Origin of the sequence: Pseudomonas sp. DNDY-54, from assembly GCF_019880365.1 — a bacterium.
GTDB lineage: Bacteria > Pseudomonadota > Gammaproteobacteria > Pseudomonadales > Pseudomonadaceae > Stutzerimonas > Stutzerimonas stutzeri_P.
The window spans coordinates 2430217-2448262 of the sequence record NZ_CP082271.1 but is presented as its reverse complement, the minus strand read 5'-3'; the positions used below and the strand labels follow the sequence as shown (position 1 = coordinate 2448262).

Here is an 18046-nt window from a genome sequence, read left to right as displayed (position 1 = left end):
CAGGCAGCACGCTGGATAGCGATCGGGGGCTTCAGCCTCGCGGAACTAGCGCAACACGAGCTGCAGCGGCGCATCAAAGGCCAGCATGTGCTGCTGTTTGATGCTCAGCCGGCGCTCACGCATGGCGTGCCAGACAGACCGCCAGCCGCCCAGCTCGAGTTCATCGAGATGCTTGCTCTGGCGGTACTGCCGCTCAAAATGATCGCCGTGGCTTTTCTCCATCAGCGTTTCACCGAGCTCGGGAACCAGCAGACCACGGGCTGACATGCTGATGGCGATCACGAGGCCCGCCGGATCGTAGTCCGGAAAGACGTGCAGACACACCGATTCGGGCAGGCGAGCAATCAGTTTACGTGCGCCGCGTGCCAGACCGCCATGGCCGCGGTACACCACCAGGGCGCCGTTGAGCGCTTCGGGAATGCGGTAATCCTGCCAACGGTCAAAGCTGTCCAGGTTCTCAACCAACACGAGGTTACGCACCTGCGCCAAGGCGAAGGTATTCAGCGGGACTCGCAGGCTGGTTTCCATGGGTACTGCGGGCAACGGTGCGGGCAGGTTGCCCTTGACCAATACGAAGTTATCACCCGGGCGCTCTGCCCCAAGTTTGTCGTCTCTGAACTGGCGGGCTGTCTCCGTGCGTGTACCGGTTGGTGGCGGCGTAATCGGATCCCAGCCCTCGATTCGTAGAAAATAAGTCCGCAGTGCTCGGTAATCGCCGTCGCTCATTTTCAGTTTGCCGCTACGCGGCGTACCGATTTCGACGTGACGGCGAATCTCTTCCCAAACCGGGCCGAGCGACACCGTGGATGGTTTGTTCCGCACCGCTCGGTGAACGGCGTCGAGGTGGCGTTGGCCTAGGCTAGCCACAGGGCAATGTCCCGCACGATGTAGTTGCCGCTGTAGACCGGATGGGATTCACCCTGCAGGTCCAGTTCGAAGTGGCCCTTCTGATCATCGGGCAGGGCTTCGTAACCGCCTATCACCTGGTACAACCAGGATTCTGTTTCCCAGGGCAGTGCCTGTTGTGAGTGCCACGTTAGCGCGGTGACGGGGCGGCCGTTCTCGATCACATGGCAGAGATAGTCTTGCACCGCCTCCTGGATTGGACTGGCTTGAACCTCGAAACTGTCGATCTCTTGAAGCAGCAGCTCCTCGGCTTCCGGTAGCGGGGTGAGGTTATTCTCCGTCTGTTGCGAGGCCTTGATTTGCGCTAGGAGGGCGAGGAGATCGGCTTCATGACTACTGGCATGGATGTTCACGGCAGCCGGGGTCAGAGTAGGGGGGGCAATGCTTAGGAGCTGCGGCAACTGTGACCGGGCGGCATGGTTACCGACTTGGTAGTCCGGCTGCTGTTCGCCGTGTAACAGCCAGCCCTTGAGCAACAGGGTACGACCTTGGATCTTCCGGAAGCGTCCGAGTAGCTCCAACAACCGACCCTGGACGATGCTCAGCTCTTGCGAACAGGCACTGACGCTTCGTTGCAGGCTGGCGACCAGAAGGCGCCGTAGCTCTCTCAAATCGCCCGCAGTATCCGCCAGCTCCTGGAAATCGATCATCTCCAGCCCGTTAAGGAGTTCGCTTACCTGCGACTGAGCCAGCTCGTTTTCCCGGATTTTGGCAGCAAGGCTGCCGACGTAACCGAACTCATTGTTGATCCGGCTCCACAGCACGCGAATGCTGTGGCTCAACCCCTCGGTGAAGCTATAGACATGCTCACGTAAATCGGCCAGGTACGCATCTGCTGCGGGGAAGTCGCCTTGGTGATGCGCTTCCTTGTAATGCGCAGCCAAGGTCTTGAACGCCGCCAGGGTCGTACCGGTGTTGGCGTCGATTTGCCGATTGCGGTCGTCGCGCAGCGCTTCCTCGAGCAGTGCGCGCACTACTCGGCGTAAATGGAGATCGGCGCCAGGCTCGGGGCGATACAGAATGCCGTCCTTGATCAGTCGCTCCTGTACGCCGGGCTCCAGGCTCTCGTCTGAAACGGAGCCAGCCAGATAGGCACCCATAATTGATTCGGCATGCCGACCCAGCTGACGCAGGAAACGCACGCCCGCCTGATGCAGGTTGTTGTTCATATCAGATTGCCTTGGCTGGAGGCCTCGGCGCGGTCCTCCAGCGCAAGCCCTTCCGCTTCATCGATGAAGCGGATCACTTCGTAGAGGTAATCGAGCTTACCGGTGCCGAGAAATATCTGTTTGTCGGGGTTTGGGCGCAACAGGTAGCCCAATTCGCACAGCTTCTTAAATACCTGCTTAATCTGAGCATCGACATTGCTGCTGGTGGAGCGAAACAGGGCGTAATGGCTGATACGGTTGAGTTGCTCTCGAAACGCCGGTGTGTCTTCGACAATGCTTTGCAGTTCGTTGAGACGAATCGGACTTCCTTCCGTCAGCGGGGCGTCTTGTGCGCTGGCCTCCTGTACCAGCACTAGCCACTCCGCTAGCGGCGTCAGTGCATTGCAAATGTCGCGAAATTGCTGGCTGACAATGCGTCGTTCGGTGTCGCCCAACTGGCGATAGCCGCAGAAGAACACGTCAGCATCGGCCGTGCCACCAACCGTGGCGACCACGCGGTTGAGGGTGCTCAGGTAGTCGTCCACTTGCTCACGGTTGGCTGGGTTCTTCAGGAATCGCCAGCCCTCTTCATTGCTGGTCCGGCAAATGAAGGTCCCTTGCAGCAGTGATTCGATCACGTTGCCTTTGATGGATAACATCAGATGGTCTCCTCGGCCATGCGGGCCTTGAGCCTTTCGCCGATTACGTCCAGACGCGGTTTGACTACCTGCAGCTGGCGGGTCTGTTTGTTGACGATGTAGCGGTTGGCAAACAGCGACAGCACTTCAGAGTCCGGATTGGGGAACGCGCCGAGGATGCGGATCGAGTTGTTGCCGCATGCATCGAAAATTTTCTTCACATTGGCGTGATGCAAGGTGCCCAACTCGTCGATCGGCCAATGAATAACTGCCGGCGCGTGACCACGCAGCAGCCGGGTGAACGCCAGCAAAAACTTGCAGAGAATCAGATAAGCCATCCCGTGACTGGACGATTCGTTGAGTTGGCGATCGGTACGGATGACAAGGTCGCTTCGACCCTCACGTAGGCGCAGTTCGATCTCCAACAAACCGGCAATACCGCTGTTCAACGCTGAGCGTCCGAGGACTTCCAGGGCGCGCCGCATGCTGCCGGTGTAGTCGTCGTTCGGCAGATCGTGGAAGCCGCTTTCTTCCCATTCCAGGTAGGCGCGGGCAAAAGCACGCAGCTCTGGCCAAAACTCCAAGTCAGTGATGCGCGAACGGATCGTCACCGCGGAATTGGATACGCCTTCGAGTAGCAAGTCTTCACTGACCTCACGGGTGATCCGGGCGCTCTGGTTGGCGATGCGTTTATCGATATCCGTCAGGATGTCGAAGAAGGTAAACAGCTCATTTCCGAATATCCGCCCTTGCTCGCGCAAGCCGTTGAGGCTTTGCGGTACCAGCTTGTTGAGCAGCTCGTCGAGCGCTGGGACCAAGCGACGGTAATCCAGGTTGGGAATGCCCCGTTCGTTGATGCGGGTGCATTCCTCACGGCTGCGCTCCCAGGTTTCCGCCAGGCTGGAGCCGGATTTGCTCGCAATCAGCGTGTCGAAACGATCGACGTGCTGTTTGATGGCGGCGAGCAGGGCGTCGCGGCTATGCAGCAGTTCCTGCCCGTGCCGCAGGCGCTCATCGAGCTCGCCTTCGGCTAACGTGCCTTCACGCGGAAGCTTGAGCTCGCCCAAGCGACGCAGCAGTGTTTTCAGGTTGTCCAGGTGGTCGCTGACGATGACCTGAGCTTGCTGAGCCTGCTGCCGTTGCTTGTCCAGCGCGCTGCGGTTGGCCTTGAACTGGACAGAAGCAGCGTCCAGCCGCTGTCTGAGTTCGGTGGCCAGTACCTTCTGATTGGTCAGCTCATCCTGCAGCTTGGGTTTGACCTTGAGCCAGCTCAACGCATACCACTCCTGGTAGCGGTTGACGTCCGCCCGGCGGGCTTCGGTATCCCTGATGCGCTGATCGAGCGCGCGCAGGTCGGTCTTGAGATGGATCAGCTGGGTTTCATCTACGCCGCGAGATTTCAACTCGTTCTGATACCACTGTTCACAGGCGGCCAGCTCCGTCTTGCCGGTGCTTCGCTGGTTATCGATCTGGGCCTTGAGCTGTGCCAGGCGGTGATCAAGATCACCGATCACTTGCTGCCAATGGGCCAGGGTCTCCATTCGGGCTTCCTGGAATTGCGCTTCCAGCTCTTCCAGCAGGCTCGCCTGTTCCAATTGGAGTTGTTTGATCACGTTGCCCAGGTCACTGAGCTGTTTTTTTGCCGCTAGGCGGCGTTCGGCTAATGCGGCTTCCAGACGCCCTTTGAGCGCCGCACGTTCTTCCTTGAGTCGCTGATGATCGCTCTTGCGGTTCTGGACCTCTGTACGGGCAACGACAAGTCGAGGGTTGAGCGCGTCCAGGGCTGCACTGGTCTCCGCCAGGTGGTGCTCCGTCTGCTGCTGCTGATGCTGCGCATCTTGCAGGTTGTCCTCGGCGAGCTGCAGACGATGACGTAACTCGGCTTCGCTAGAGGCGTGCTCGGGCGTTTCCAGAGCAGCCAGTTCGAGGTGTACGCCATACAGGCTATCGCTCTGCGGCTCGCTGAGCGCGGGTTTGAGGTCGGTTCGCTGCAGCAGGGCCGGCTCGATCACCTTACCCAGCTGCAATTCCCAACCAGGCTGTTCGCGGCGCAGGAATTCGAGCAAGGTGTTCTGACGTGGGTAGAGGAGCTGTTCGGCTTCGTCCCGCGTTCGTTGCCGTTCGGCCACGCGGCGAGCGGCCAGGTTGAGCTGCTGGCTGGCTTCCTCGCGCTGTCGCAGCAATGTGCGCTCTTCTTGAATCAAGGTATCCAGTGTCTGGCTGGCTTCTTCGCGCTTGTGTTCGGCCTCATCCAGGCGGCGATCGAAAATGTTCAGGCTAAGGACTTCTTCTTCGCTGTAGCTGAAACTGGCGATCTGCTGTTCGAGGCTGCGCTGCTCCAACTGGACGGCGTGCTTCTGCTCGCGAAAACGGCCGTCTGCCTCCTGTTGACGGTTGCCGAACGATTTTTCCAACTGGCCAATGGCGCTGTTCTTCTGTTGGTTGCGTGCGGCCAGCTCGTCGTGCAGCTGACGCTCCTGGTCGTGCAGGCGCTCCAGCGCTTCCTGCTGTTGCTCCTGAATTTCCTGTTTGCGCTCCAGGTAGGCATTCTGAACGTCCGCATGCTGCTCGGTAAGCAGTCGTAAGCGTTCCTTGAGATTGTTCAATTCAAGCTTCCAGCCATCGAGTTTTTCGAGGTCGGCCTTGGCTTGATCGATGTTGGCGTCGAGGTAGCCCTGGTATTGCTCCTCGATGTGGGTCAGCTGAGTTTCTGCGCTTTCAATCTGGCCCTGGGCCTGGGAAAGCGAGAGGGAAAGTTCGTCGCGTTCATCGCGCCACCTTTCTTCAAGCTGCTTGAGCGCGAAACCGGCCTGTTCCAACGTGTCCTTGAGCTGTTCCTGGCGCGCAAACAACACGGGCTCGTCAGTGCGATAGGCCAGCAGCAGTCCGCTCAGGCGCGCCTCGCAGCTTTGCAGCTCCTGATGATCGCCTTCCAATCGGGCAAATTCGGGCCGGATCGCATCGAAACCCTGAATCAACTGGCTGTCCCGAATCCAATCCTCGACCCGCTGCGGGTTCAGGTGAGTCGTGGGCGGCGTCACGCCATCCTCTTCAAGGATGGCCGCGATCATCGATTTGATGGTTTCCATCTTGCCTTCGCGCGAATGCACTGCGCGTACCAGCTTTTCGATATGGCGCAGCGAATGCTCGCCCGAGCACAGCGAGAACTGCCGGGCCAAACTGCGCAGCTCGATGCGCTGGTTATCGGCCGCGAGCAGGCTCCGGTCGTTCTGGATGATGGCGCGAAACTGACGGGTGTTCAGCTGATTGGTCGTCGTCACGCCCATCTGTTTGAACGAGCGGCCAAGCTCGTTCATGGTCAGGCAGCTGATGCGTTCGCCCTGACGATCCTTGATGTAGTCGTCCAGATCGAAGGCTTTGTGTATCAAACGGTAGTCCACACCTTTGCCGTCACTGGCAGCGGCGAGCACGGCCTGACACAGCTCGTCGTCCATGCGCCGGTATTCATAGACGATGAAGCTCTGATCAGTGGGTAGATACCAGCGCTCGAAACTGTCGCGCGTGGACGGCACGACCCGGCTCGGGTATTCGCCATAGAACACCGGCACCAGGCGCTGAAGCGTGGTCTTGCCGGATGCGTTAGTACCGCAGATGTTGGTGTGGTTATCCACTACCAGCTCGACGACGCCCTTTAAGTGCGTGTTTATGAGAATGATGCGATTGAGGCTGGGCATTGGCTTTCTTCTATCGATAGTGGTGTCCGACCGTGGACGGCACTGAAAGGCATGTTTGGCGCGTGGTTAAGGCGTGACCGGTTCCAGCGCTTCCATGAGCACCTTGACCTTGCTGATTGACTCGTCGTATTCCGCATTCCAATCGGAGTCTGCGACGATCCCGCCGCCACCCCAGCAGCTGATCTGCCGATCCTTTAGCAGAAGTGTGCGGATGGCGATGGAGCTGTCCATTTCGCCGCGAACGTCGATGTAAAGCAGCGAGCCGCAGTAGATCGAGCGATTGGTGGCCTCCAGTTCGTCGATGATCTGCATGGCGCGGATCTTTGGTGCGCCGGTAATCGAGCCGCCGGGGAAACTCCCCGCGAGGAGGTCGAACGCGTCCTGATGCTCAGCCAGGGTTCCGCTGACGCAACTGACCAGGTGGTGCACGTTGGGGTAGCTTTCCAGCGAGAACAACTCGGGAACCTGCACGCTACCGATCTGGCAACTGCGACCGAGGTCGTTGCGCATTAGATCGACGATCATGAGGTTTTCCGCTCGATCCTTGGCGCTTGTCAGCAGTGCCTGGGCTTGCTCCGCATCGGTTTGCAGGTTTGCGCCACGCGGGCGAGTGCCCTTGATCGGTCGTGTCTCAACGCGACCTTCGGTGAGCCTGAGGAAACGCTCAGGTGAGAAGCTGGCGATGGCGCCATCGTCTATCGCGATAAAGCCAGAAAAAGGGGTGGGGCAAGCGTTACGCACGCGACAGTAAGCTTCCCACTCATCGCCTTTATACGGCGACCGGAAGCGCTGCGCAAAATTGACCTGGTAACAATCGCCTTCGCGTATATACCGTTGGATTCTCTCGACGGCATGCTGGTAGCTGTCGGCGTCGAGGTCAGCGGTGAACTTTGCCTGAAGCTCGAATGGAGTGTGATCGTATTCGCCAGCGTCGCCAGCGTCGCCAACGAACAACTGGATCAGCCGCTGCTGCTCCGCATCCTCAAGGCTGGGATGGAACAGAAGATGGCTGCGCTTGAGCTCGTGATCGTTGATCAGGGCCCATGAATAGAGGCCAAATCTTGCGGCAGGTAGGCCCAGATCATCCAGAGCGCGGTTCGGTAACGTCTCGAGTCGTCCGCCGAAATCATAGGCCAACAGGCCAATCAGGCCGCCTGCAAAGGGCAGGGCGCAATCGTAAGGCAGGTCGGCGTGGCCTAAGAGCGTCAATGCTTGGCGCAGGCGCTGAAAAAAAACAGCGCCCGATTCGTCTGGCTCAGGTTCAAACGTATCGAGTGGCCAGGCGCTGAGCAGATCATAGCGCCCCCGCATGGCAACTGGCCTGCCTGAATCCAGCAGTACCGCACCAGGGGCGTGACGAATGCGCCCGAACCAGCTTGCAGGGTCGGGTTTGTATTCGAGGGAATAAAGGGTGCAGACAGGCATTGGCGATTGTTGGCTGGACAGGAGCGCCCGACCATCGAAGGGTCGGGCGAGGGCTTGAGCTAGACGTGCGCTGGAATATGCCCAAACAGCTGTTGGGCGAATGCCACTCGCTCTTCCGGGGTCTCCTGAATGCCTTTTTCCTTGAGTTCGGCGATGCGTGATTCTACCGCATGCGCACGGTGAGTCAGGCCGCAGTCGTTGGCGATCTGGATGTTGAGACCTGGACGTGCGTTGAGCTCAAGAATCAGCGGGCCCTTGTCTTGGTCCAGCACCATATCGACGCCGATATAGCCAAGCCCGCACAGTTCGTAGCAGCCTGCCGCTAGCTTCATGAAGCCGTCCCAGTTCGGGAGCTGCACGCCATCCACCGCGTTCGTGGTATCCGGATGCTTGGTGATCTTGTTGTTCAGCCAAGTACCGCGCAATGTAATGCCGGTCGCAAGATCGACGCCAACGCCAATTGCGCCCTGGTGGAGGTTGGCTTTGCCGCCGGATTGGCGCGTCGGCAGGCGCAGCATCGCCATGACCGGGTAACCCATCAGCACAATAATGCGGATATCCGGAACGCCCTCATAACTGATGCTCTTGAAGATCGGGTCCGGCGTGACGCGGTATTCGATCAACGCGCGATCACGGTGTCCGCCCAGCGAATAGAGACCTGTCAGGATGTTGGAGATCTGATGCTCGATCTCCTCATGCGTGATGATTTTTCCGGACACCGTCCGGTAGCGACCTTCGAAGCGATCGGCTATCACGAGAATGCCATCGCCGCCGGCGCCCTGCGCCGGTTTGACGACGAAATCGACATGGTCTTTGACGATGTCTGAGAGCTTCTCGATATCCTTTTCGGTCTCGATGACCCCGTACATCTCTGGGACGTGAATGCCCGCCTCCAGTGCCCGTTCCTTGGTGATGATCTTGTCATCGACGATTGGGTACAGGTTGCGCTTGTTGTACTTGAGCACATAGTCCGCGTTACGGCGGTTGATGCCCATGATGCCCTTGGCTTCCAGGGCCTTCCATGTCTTGATTAGACCGAACATGGCTCAATCCTTCAGAAAGGCTTTGAAGCGGAACAGCTCGGTCAGGCGGTAGCCGCGGTAGCGACCCATCGCCAGCATGAAGCCCACCATGATCAGCAGGACCGCCGGGAAGGTAAAGATGAAGTAGGTCAGCTCTGGGATGTTCATCAGCATGAACGACAGGCTGGCCGCTATCAGCGTGCCCACCGCCACCTTGAACGCATGGCCGCCCCCGCGCTCTTCCCAGGTGATGGAGAGGCGTTCAATGGTCATGGTCAGGATCACCATCGGGAACAGCGACACGGACAATCCACGCTCGAGCCCAAGCTTGTGGCTGAACAAGCTGATCACTGCAATCAGCACCACGACGAACGTGAGTACGACCGATAGCCGCGGCAGCATCTGCAACTTCAGGTGTTCGAGATACGAGCGCAGCGACAGGCCTAACGCTGTGATCACGGTAAAGAGAATGATGCCGAAGCCGATCTGGGTTTCACGGAAGGCGAGAGCGATCAGTACGGGGGTGAACGTACCCAGCGTCTGCAAGCCACCAAGGTTGCGCAGGATCAGGATCACCAGCACGCCGATCGGGATCATGATCATGATCTGGTAGGTCTGCTGCGTTTGCAGCGGCAGGCCGTACAACGAATATTCGAGGAAGTCCGCGTCCGTATTCTCGTCGGTCAGCTTGGCCAGGCGGATGGCGTTCATCTCGCTGCTGTTAAGCGTGAAGGTGACCTGCGCGTTGCGCCCGCCTTCGAGTGTCATCAGCGGCTCGTCGCCGGTCCACCAGATCAAGCGATCTTTCGGCAGGCCCTGTTCGCCGGTCTCTGGGTTGAAGTACAGCCATTTGTCACCGTTGAAACTGCGCAACCAGAGCTCTGGCGTCTGTGCGACGTCAGCCGTTAGCCGTACGGTATGCACCCGCTCCATCGGCACGTGGGCGATGGACAACAGCAACTCGATGACGCGCGCTTTGTTCGCGGTAGCGGAGTCGCCACCAAGCAGCAACTTCACATTATCGTCGTTGGCGTTGTTTACGCGCTTGATGGCTTCACTGATAAATGTCTCGACGTCGGCCGAGTGCTGGCGGATCGGCGATAGCAATGCCTCGGCCGCGATTTTTTCGGCCCCTTCGACTGGCAGGCTGTCCCGGAAAATGGGGCCGGTCGCCTTGGTTTGCTCGCCGCTGTAGCGCCGGGTCAGGACCAGACGGTAGTAGAGGGTCTGGTTGCCGTTGACGCGCCGTGCCGACCACGTGACGCGGCGGTTGCCGTCAGCGCGGTTGATACTCACGCCGTAGTTGTTGGATATGAAGCTTTCGTTGAGGCTGACGAATTCCTGGTTGAGCGGTGGAACGTACATCTGCAGCTTCACCGGCTCGCGCGGGTTGGCCTGAAATTCGACTTTCGCATCGATGTTCCATAGGTCATCCGTTTCATCTTCGGTAATTGGAATGCCAAGAATGAAGACTTGGTATGCCGTGATCGCGATGCCCAATGTGACGAGCAGAAGAATCAGGATTTTTAGATGCAAAGTCAGGGCGCGCATGGAATTACTCGTCAGCGTCGGATTCGATTATGCAGCCGGGCTTGCCAGCGGCGTATTTAAGGCTTGGGTCGACCAGGGCTTCGAAGCGAGTAAGCGCATCGGAACCTATTAAAAGTGGGTATTGGAATGCACTTCTGTCCGTGAGGTTCACTTCAATGCTGCGTTTTGCGTTGCCCATACACAACTCAAGCTCCACAACGGGGCGCGGCGTATAGGTTTTTTCCTCCTCGGGGTCGAAGTCGCCAGCGCGACGCTTGATCTTGCTGATGCGCTGTAACGGCAGCTCGATTGGGCGGTCATGAGCCTCGTCAATGGCCAAATAAAAGCGAACCCAAGGTTTTCCGTCGCGCTTGAATCGTTCGATATCACGCGCACTGAGCGAAGCGGTTTGCGCGCCGGTATCGAGTTTTGCCGGTACTTCGAGTCCGAAATCAGGCAGAGCGATGTGCTCATTCAGCCCGTAGATGGTTTTTTCATCGGCCTGAACGAGTAGTGGAGAGGCGAGGGCGCAGAGCAGCAGAAAGCAAGGTTTGGCGCTCATAGATCCAGAATTAATCGAGTCGGAGAAGCATGGGTGAAACGGCTACCCATTGGCTGGGGGATGGCGAGGCGAGCGCCAGCCGCGGCATATAGCGAAGCATTCTAGCATGGCCCTTCGGAAGCGCGACTAGGCTACTGCGAGTGGGATGAACCTGCGAATGATGTGTGATGGAGCCAACGCACTCGGGAAAGTGTCGACAATCTACTTTCGGAGCATTGACCCTGTCGCGATGTGAGGCTTAATGTAGGTGGGAATTCAGGCAAGGTGTCAACAATAATGCTCGATGCACTCGAAGTGCCCGGTCCTGATCAGGTTGACAGCGGCACGCTTTCTGAACACGTTTTCCGGCTGATCCAGGCGGCGATCGTGAAGGGCGATATCGCGCCGGGCAGCAAGATTTCCGAGCCCGAACTTGCGCGTACATACGGAATCAGTCGCGGCCCGTTGCGAGAGGCGATACATCGTCTGGAAGGTCAAAAGCTGCTGGTGCGCGTCCCGCATGTGGGCGCTCGGGTGGTATCGCTCAGCCATGCGGAGCTTATCGAGCTGTATGAGATTCGCGAGTCATTGGAAGGCATGGCCTGTCGGCTTGCTGCCGAGCGCATGAGCGAAGACGAAATCGGCGAACTGCGGCGCGTGCTGGAAACCCATGAACGAGACGAGGCGTTTCGAGCAGGTGTCGGTTATTACCAGCAGGAAGGCGATTTCGATTTTCACTATCGGATTATCCAGGGCAGCGGTAACCGCACCCTGACTCAAATGCTGTGTGGCGAGCTCTATCAGCTTGTGAGGATGTACCGCATTCAGTTTTCCGCTACGCCGAATCGTCCGCGCCAGGCGTTCGCTGAGCATCACAGAATTCTCGACGCGATAGCCGACCGTGACGGCGAGCTGGCTGAATTATTGATGCGCCGACACATTGGCGGGTCCAAACGCAATATCGAGCGCCACTACCAGGCGGCTCAGGAACAGACACCACAATCAAGAGGTGAGGCATGACACTTCCTACCCCCGGCCAGCGTTTCCGTGATGCGGTGGCCAGCGAACATCCCCTCCAGGTGGTTGGCGCGATAAACGCCAACCATGCTCTGCTGGCCAAACGAGCCGGTTTCAAGGCGATTTACCTGTCGGGAGGCGGCGTGGCAGCCGGTTCGCTGGGCTTGCCCGATCTCGGTATCAGTGGATTGGATGATGTGCTGACCGACGTCCGTCGCATTACCGATGTCTGCGACCTGCCGCTGTTGGTCGATGTTGATACCGGCTTTGGTTCTTCAGCGTTCAACGTCGCCCGTACCGTCAAATCAATGATCAAGTTTGGTGCGGCGGCGATTCATATCGAGGATCAGGTCGGCGCCAAGCGCTGCGGCCATCGTCCTAATAAGGAGATCGTTTCGCAGCAGGAGATGGTGGATCGGATCAAGGCCGCCGTTGACGCGCGCACCGATGACAGCTTCGTGATCATGGCGCGCACCGATGCGTTGGCGGTTGAAGGCCTGGACTCAGCGCTGGAGCGGGCGCAAGCGTGTGTCGAGGCAGGCGCTGACATGGTGTTCCCTGAGGCGATCACTGAGTTGTCGATGTACAAGCTGTTTGCCGAGCGGGTTGGCGCACCTATTCTCGCCAACATCACCGAGTTCGGCTCCACGCCGCTCTATACCACCGAAGAGCTGGCCGGTGCCGACGTTTCACTGGTGCTGTACCCGCTGTCAGCGTTTCGCGCGATGAACAAGGCCGCTGAGAACGTGTACACGGCCATCCGCCGGGATGGGACGCAGAAAAATGTGATCGACACGATGCAGACCCGAATGGAGCTGTACGACCGCATCAACTATCACGCCTTCGAGCAAAGCCTCGATGCGCTGTTCGCTCAGAAGAAAGGTTGAGGCAACACGGGGCGCTTCCTGGCGGCCCGTTTGATTGAGCAATTTGCAGTATCCAGAACAAATCCAATTAAGGAGAGAGCAATGGCTGAAGCAAAAGTATTGAGCGGCGCTGGCCTGCGTGGACAGGTTGCAGGGCAGACCGCGTTGTGCACTGTGGGCAAAGAAGGTGCAGGTCTGACCTACCGCGGCTATGACGTGCGGGAACTGGCCGAGCACTGCTGCTTCGAAGAAGTGGCCTATCTGCTGTTTCATGGTGAGTTGCCGAATGCGGAGCAGCTCGCCGCCTATCAGGCGCGTCTGCATCAATGGCGCGACTTGCCGGACGTGCTCAAGGAGGTGCTGGAGCGCGCGCCATCCAACGCGCACCCAATGGATGTCATTCGCACCGCCTGCTCAGTGATGGGCATGCTCGAGCCAGAGCACGACTTTTCGCAGCAGCAGGACAAGGCGGATCGACTATTGGCCATGGGGCCCTCGGTCATGGCCTACTGGTATCGGTTCAGCCATGGTGGCGTGCGCATTAACTGCAACAGCGACGAAGATAGTCTCGGTGGCCATTTCCTGGCACTGCTGCACGGCCGCAAGCCGAGCGAGCTTGAAGTGAAGGTCATGAACGTCTCGCTGATTCTGTATGCAGAGCACGAGTTCAATGCCTCGACCTTCACCGCGCGAGTCTGCGCCTCGACGCTGTCCGACATTTATTCCTGCGTGACCGGCGCTGTCGGCTCATTGCGTGGCCCGCTGCATGGCGGTGCCAATGAGGCGGCTATGGAGCTGATTCAGCGCTTCAAGACTCCGGAAGAGGCACGTGAGGGCCTGCTGGGCATGCTCGAGCGCAAGGAAAAGATCATGGGCTTCGGCCATGCGATCTACAAGGAAAGCGACCCGCGCAACGAAGTGATCAAGCAGTGGGCAAAGAAGCTCGCCGACACCGTGGGCGATACCACGCTGTACCCGATCTCCGTGGCCATCGACGAAACCATGTGGGAGCAGAAGAAACTGTTCCCGAACGCCGATTTCTACCACGCCTCGGCGTATCACTTCATGGGCATCCCGACGCCGCTGTTCACGCCGATCTTCGTCTGTTCGCGGATGGTCGGCTGGTGCAGCCACGTGTTCGAGCAGCGCGCCAACAACCGCATCATCCGTCCAAGTGCCGAATACGTCGGCCCGGAGCAGCGCAAGGTGGTACCCATCGCCCAGCGTTGATTCGCCAGGAGCGGGCCAGGTCATCGGTCCGCTCGTCCCCGCTTTATGCAACATCAACATCGAGTCCATGGCATGAACACCGAATACCGTAAATCCCTGCCGGGCACCCAGCTGGACTATTTCGATACCCGCGCGGCGGTCGAAGCCATCCAGCCGGGCGCCTACGAGAAGCTGCCCTACACCTCCCGCGTGCTCGCCGAGCAACTGGTGCGTCGCTGTGATCCTGCCATGCTGACCGATTCGCTGACGCAGCTCATCGAGCGTCGGCAGGATCTGGATTTTCCCTGGTATCCGGCCCGAGTGGTCTGTCACGACATTCTCGGGCAGACCGCGCTGGTTGATCTTGCCGGTCTTCGCGATGCCATTGCCGAGCAGGGCGGCGACCCGGCAAAGGTCAACCCGGTGGTGCCGACACAGTTGATCGTCGACCATTCGCTGGCCGTGGAGTTTGCCGGTTTCGATCCGGAGGCATTTGAGAAAAACCGTGCCGTCGAGGAGCGTCGCAACGAGGACCGTTTCCACTTCATCGAGTGGACCAAGACCGCCTTCAAGAACGTCGACGTGATCCCGGCCGGCAACGGCATCATGCACCAGATCAACTTGGAGAAAATGTCGCCGGTGATACAGGCGCGTGGCGGCGTTGCGTTCCCGGACACCTGCGTGGGTACCGATTCCCACACGCCGCACGTCGATGCCCTGGGTGTGATCGCCATCGGCGTGGGTGGTCTGGAAGCCGAAACCGTGATGCTTGGTCTGCCATCGATGATGCGCCTACCGGACATCGTCGGGGTTCGCCTGACTGGCAAGCGTCAGCCGGGCATCACCGCCACCGATATCGTGCTGGCGCTGACTGAGTTCCTGCGCAAGGAGCGTGTGGTCGGAGCCTGGGTCGAGTTCTTCGGCGAAGGCGCCGACAGCCTGACCATCGGCGATCGCGCGACCATCTCCAACATGTGCCCGGAATACGGCGCGACGGCGTCGATGTTCTACATCGATCAGCAGACCATCGACTACCTCAAACTGACCGGTCGCGAGCCGGAGCAGGTTGCGCTGGTCGAGCAATACGCCAAAGAAACCGGCCTGTGGGCGACCGCATTGGAGGACGCCGAGTACGAGCGCGTGCTCGAGTTCGACCTGTCCAGCGTTGTGCGCAACATGGCGGGCCCGTCCAACCCACACAAGCGCCTGCCGACCTCGGCGCTGAACGAGCGTGGCATTGCGGATGACAGCATGCTGGCCGCAGCGCGTGCCGAAGAAGCTGAAGGGCTGCTGCCGGATGGGGCGGTGATCATTGCCGCCATCACCAGTTGCACCAATACGTCCAATCCGCGCAACGTGGTAGCTGCCGGGCTACTGGCGAAGAAAGCCAACGATTTAGGATTGGTGCGTAAGCCGTGGGTGAAAACCTCGTTCGCCCCAGGTTCCAAAGTTGCCAAACTGTATCTGGAAGATGCCGGCCTCCTGACTGAACTGGAAAAGCTCGGTTTCGGAATTGTCGCCTACGCCTGTACCACCTGTAATGGCATGTCCGGTGCGCTGGATCCGAAGATTCAGCAGGAAATCATCGACCGTGACCTGTACGCCACGGCCGTTCTCTCCGGCAATCGTAATTTCGATGGTCGTATCCATCCGTATGCCAAGCAGGCGTTTTTGGCGTCGCCACCCTTGGTGGTTGCGTATGCGATCGCGGGCACGGTGCGCTTCGACATTGAGCAGGATGTGCTGGGCACAGGCCCCGACGGCAATCCGATCACGTTGAAGGACCTCTGGCCGTCCGACGAGGAGATCGACGCCATCGTGGCCGCCTCGGTGAAGCCGGAGCAGTTCAAACAGATCTACATCCCGATGTTCGATCTGGGCACCATCGAAGAAGCCAAAAGCCCACTGTATGACTGGCGTCCGACGTCTACCTACATTCGTCGCCCGCCGTACTGGGAAGGCGCATTGGCCGGCGAGCGAACACTGAAAGGCATGCGTCCGCTGGCGATCCTGCCGGATAACATCACTACCGATCACTTGTCGCCATCCAACGCCATCCTGCTGAATTCGGCCGCTGGCGAGTACCTGGCGAAGATGGGCCTGCCGGAAGAGGACTTCAACTCCTACGCGACTCACCGTGGCGACCATTTGACCGCACAGCGCGCGACGTTTGCCAATCCGCAGCTCGTCAACGAGATGGCGGTGGTCGACGGCAAGGTGCAGAAGGGTTCGCTGGCCCGTGTCGAGCCGGAAGGCAAGGTCATGCGCATGTGGGAAGCTATCGAAACCTACATGACCCGCAAACAGAACCTGATCATCGTCGCTGGTGCTGACTACGGTCAGGGTTCGTCGCGTGATTGGGCGGCCAAGGGCGTGCGCCTGGCAGGTGTGGAAGTGATCGTCGCCGAAGGCTTCGAGCGTATCCACCGTACCAACCTGGTGGGCATGGGCGTGCTGCCGGTTGAGTTCAAGCCGGGCACCACGCGTCTGACGCTTGGCCTCGACGGCACTGAAACCTTCGATATCGAAGGCGAGTTGTCGCCGCGCTGCGAGCTGACGTTGGTCATTCACCACAAGAGCGGTGAAGAAACCCGCGTCCCGGTCATTTGTCGTTTGGACACCGCGGCCGAAGTCAGCGTCTACCAGGCCGGTGGCGTGCTGCAGCGTTTCGCCAAGGACTTCCTCGGTCAGGCGTAACCGACCGTCCTCGTGGGTGGATGGCGCTTTTCCATCCACCGCACCAGCCCGCGCGGTGGATCGGTCAAGCGTGATCCACCCTACAACCCACTCATCTTCCAGCCAGGACTCACGCATGGCTCATCAACCTCAGATCAAGACTCCCGCGACCTACATGCGCGGCGGCACCAGCAAAGGTGTGTTCTTCCGGCTGCAGGACCTGCCGGAGAGCTGTCAGGTGCCGGGCGCTGCGCGCGACAAGCTGTTCATGCGCGTGATCGGCAGCCCCGACCCGTATTCGGCGCACATTGATGGCATGGGCGGCGCCACGTCGAGCACTAGCAAATGCGTCATCCTGTCGAAGAGTAATCGGCCCGATCACGACGTCGAGTACCTTTATGGTCAGGTGTCGATCGACAAGCCCTTCGTCGACTGGAGCGGCAACTGCGGCAACCTTTCAACCGGCGCCGGTGCGTTCGCGCTACATGCCGGCCTGGTGGATGCCGAGCGCATTCCGCGGAACGGCACCTGTGTGGTGCGGATCTGGCAGGCCAACATCGGCAAGACCATCATCGCCCACGTGCCGGTCACCAATGGCCAGGTGCAGGAGACCGGCGATTTCGAGCTGGATGGCGTGACCTTTCCGGCTGCCGAAATCGTGCTGGAATTCCTTGATCCGTCCGATGACGGCGAGGAGGGCGGTTCGATGTTTCCCACTGGCAATCTGATCGATGAGCTGGAGGTTCCGGGCATCGGTACGCTCAAGGCGACCATGATCAGCGCCGGCATTCCCACTGTGTTCGTCAATGCCGAGGACATCGGCTACCAGGGCACCGAACTGCGTGAAGACATCAACGGCAATCCGGACGCTCTGGCTCGTCTGGAGTCGATTCGTGTGGCCGGTGCACTGCGCATGGGCTTGATCAAGACCGCGGAGGAGGCGCTTACCCGTCAGCACACACCGAAGGTTGCGCTCGTTTCGCAGCCGAAAAGCTATCGGGCGTCATCAGGTAAGACCATCGAGGCCGGTGAGGTCGATCTGCTCGTGCGGGCGCTGTCTATGGGCAAACTGCACCACGCCATGATGGGTACCTGTGCGGTCGCTATCGGTGCGGCGGCAGCAGTGCCCGGTACGCTTGTTAACCAGGCTGCTGGGGGCGGTGATTTGACCGCGGTGCGCTTCGGTCATCCGTCCGGCACACTTCGTGTCGGCGCTGAGGCGAAGCAGGAAGAGGGGAGATGGTCGGTAACCAAGGCAATCATGAGTCGGAGCGCCAGGGTTCTGATGGAAGGCTGGGTGCGCGTCCCTGGTGATACGTTCTGAGCATTTGCCGACCAGGCGACGACTCAGCGTTTAGCAAAGACGACTATAG

Annotated in this window: 13 protein-coding genes; 5 read left to right on the top strand and 8 right to left on the bottom strand. The window is 59.3% G+C overall.

The features are described from left to right. Positions 1-45: 45 nt before the first annotated feature. The 8 genes from K4O48_RS11315 to K4O48_RS11280 all read right to left on the bottom strand — a co-directional run bounded on the left by K4O48_RS11315 (position 46) and on the right by K4O48_RS11280 (position 10926). On the bottom strand, positions 46-867 hold the full coding sequence (locus K4O48_RS11315; RefSeq protein WP_222908320.1) for a hypothetical protein: 822 nt from the start codon (positions 865-867) through the stop codon (positions 46-48). Beyond that, positions 855-2075 carry a phosphoenolpyruvate carboxylase gene (locus tag K4O48_RS11310; protein ID WP_222908319.1) on the bottom strand — a complete coding sequence of 407 codons (1221 nt, stop codon included), beginning with the start codon at positions 2073-2075 and terminating at the stop codon, positions 855-857. Before K4O48_RS11310 ends, K4O48_RS11315 begins: the two co-directional genes overlap by 13 nt. Further along, positions 2072-2713, bottom strand: coding sequence for a hypothetical protein (locus K4O48_RS11305; RefSeq protein WP_222908318.1), 642 nt, complete (start codon positions 2711-2713; stop codon positions 2072-2074). The genes K4O48_RS11310 and K4O48_RS11305 overlap by 4 nt, the downstream gene beginning before the upstream one ends. Further along, positions 2713-6387, bottom strand: coding sequence for an ATP-binding protein (locus K4O48_RS11300; RefSeq protein ID WP_222908317.1), 3675 nt, complete (start codon positions 6385-6387; stop codon positions 2713-2715). The genes K4O48_RS11305 and K4O48_RS11300 overlap by 1 nt, the downstream gene beginning before the upstream one ends. Before the next feature lie 66 nt (positions 6388-6453). Next, on the bottom strand, positions 6454-7812 hold the full coding sequence (pabB, locus tag K4O48_RS11295) for an aminodeoxychorismate synthase component I (protein WP_222908316.1): 1359 nt from the start codon (positions 7810-7812) through the stop codon (positions 6454-6456). A 59-nt stretch (positions 7813-7871) separates the two neighbouring features. After that, complete coding sequence (locus tag K4O48_RS11290; protein ID WP_222908315.1) at positions 7872-8855, bottom strand: alpha-L-glutamate ligase-like protein; 984 nt, start codon at positions 8853-8855, stop codon at positions 7872-7874. Positions 8856-8858: 3 nt separating this feature from the next. After that, positions 8859-10385 (bottom strand): inactive transglutaminase family protein, encoded by a 1527-nt coding sequence (locus K4O48_RS11285; RefSeq protein WP_222908314.1) that lies wholly within the window; start codon positions 10383-10385, stop codon positions 8859-8861. Between the two features lie 4 nt (positions 10386-10389). Beyond that, positions 10390-10926: an ATP-dependent zinc protease gene (locus tag K4O48_RS11280; protein ID WP_222908313.1), complete on the bottom strand. Its 537-nt coding sequence runs from the start codon at positions 10924-10926 to the stop codon at positions 10390-10392. A 276-nt stretch (positions 10927-11202) separates the two neighbouring features. On the opposite strand from K4O48_RS11280, the gene K4O48_RS11275 reads away from it, so the two are divergent. The 5 genes from K4O48_RS11275 (at position 11203) to prpF (ending at position 17997) form a co-directional block, all read left to right on the top strand. After that, entirely contained in the window at positions 11203-11925 is a 723-nt protein-coding gene (locus K4O48_RS11275; protein WP_222908312.1) for a GntR family transcriptional regulator, read from the top strand. Beyond that, entirely contained in the window at positions 11922-12809 is an 888-nt protein-coding gene (gene prpB / locus K4O48_RS11270; protein WP_222908311.1) for a methylisocitrate lyase, read from the top strand. Before K4O48_RS11275 ends, prpB begins: the two co-directional genes overlap by 4 nt. Before the next feature lie 81 nt (positions 12810-12890). Then, positions 12891-14018: a 2-methylcitrate synthase gene (prpC, locus tag K4O48_RS11265; RefSeq protein ID WP_222908310.1), complete on the top strand. Its 1128-nt coding sequence runs from the start codon at positions 12891-12893 to the stop codon at positions 14016-14018. 72 nt (positions 14019-14090) lie between these two features. Beyond that, positions 14091-16694, top strand: a complete 2604-nt coding sequence (acnD, locus tag K4O48_RS11260) for a Fe/S-dependent 2-methylisocitrate dehydratase AcnD (protein WP_222908309.1) — start codon at positions 14091-14093, stop codon at positions 16692-16694. 115 nt (positions 16695-16809) lie between these two features. Continuing rightward, complete coding sequence (gene prpF / locus K4O48_RS11255; RefSeq protein WP_222908308.1) at positions 16810-17997, top strand: 2-methylaconitate cis-trans isomerase PrpF; 1188 nt, start codon at positions 16810-16812, stop codon at positions 17995-17997. Positions 17998-18046: the final 49 nt, after the last annotated feature.

Excerpts from the sequence above, each read along its gene's own strand:
- K4O48_RS11310 (WP_222908319.1), bottom strand. The coding sequence starts at position 2,075 with ATGAACAACAACCTGCATCAGGCGGGCGTGCGTTTCCTGCGTCAGCTG.
- K4O48_RS11285 (WP_222908314.1), bottom strand. The coding sequence starts at position 10,385 with ATGCGCGCCCTGACTTTGCATCTAAAAATCCTGATTCTTCTGCTCGTC.
- prpB (WP_222908311.1), top strand. The coding sequence starts at position 11,922 with ATGACACTTCCTACCCCCGGCCAGCGTTTCCGTGATGCGGTGGCCAGC.
- prpF (WP_222908308.1), top strand. The coding sequence starts at position 16,810 with ATGGCTCATCAACCTCAGATCAAGACTCCCGCGACCTACATGCGCGGC.
- K4O48_RS11300 (WP_222908317.1), bottom strand. The coding sequence starts at position 6,387 with ATGCCCAGCCTCAATCGCATCATTCTCATAAACACGCACTTAAAGGGC.
- pabB (WP_222908316.1), bottom strand. The coding sequence starts at position 7,812 with ATGCCTGTCTGCACCCTTTATTCCCTCGAATACAAACCCGACCCTGCA.
- K4O48_RS11290 (WP_222908315.1), bottom strand. The coding sequence starts at position 8,855 with ATGTTCGGTCTAATCAAGACATGGAAGGCCCTGGAAGCCAAGGGCATC.
- K4O48_RS11305 (WP_222908318.1), bottom strand. The coding sequence starts at position 2,713 with ATGTTATCCATCAAAGGCAACGTGATCGAATCACTGCTGCAAGGGACC.
- acnD (WP_222908309.1), top strand. The coding sequence starts at position 14,091 with ATGAACACCGAATACCGTAAATCCCTGCCGGGCACCCAGCTGGACTAT.
- prpC (WP_222908310.1), top strand. The coding sequence starts at position 12,891 with ATGGCTGAAGCAAAAGTATTGAGCGGCGCTGGCCTGCGTGGACAGGTT.
- K4O48_RS11280 (WP_222908313.1), bottom strand. The coding sequence starts at position 10,926 with ATGAGCGCCAAACCTTGCTTTCTGCTGCTCTGCGCCCTCGCCTCTCCA.
- K4O48_RS11275 (WP_222908312.1), top strand. The coding sequence starts at position 11,203 with ATGCTCGATGCACTCGAAGTGCCCGGTCCTGATCAGGTTGACAGCGGC.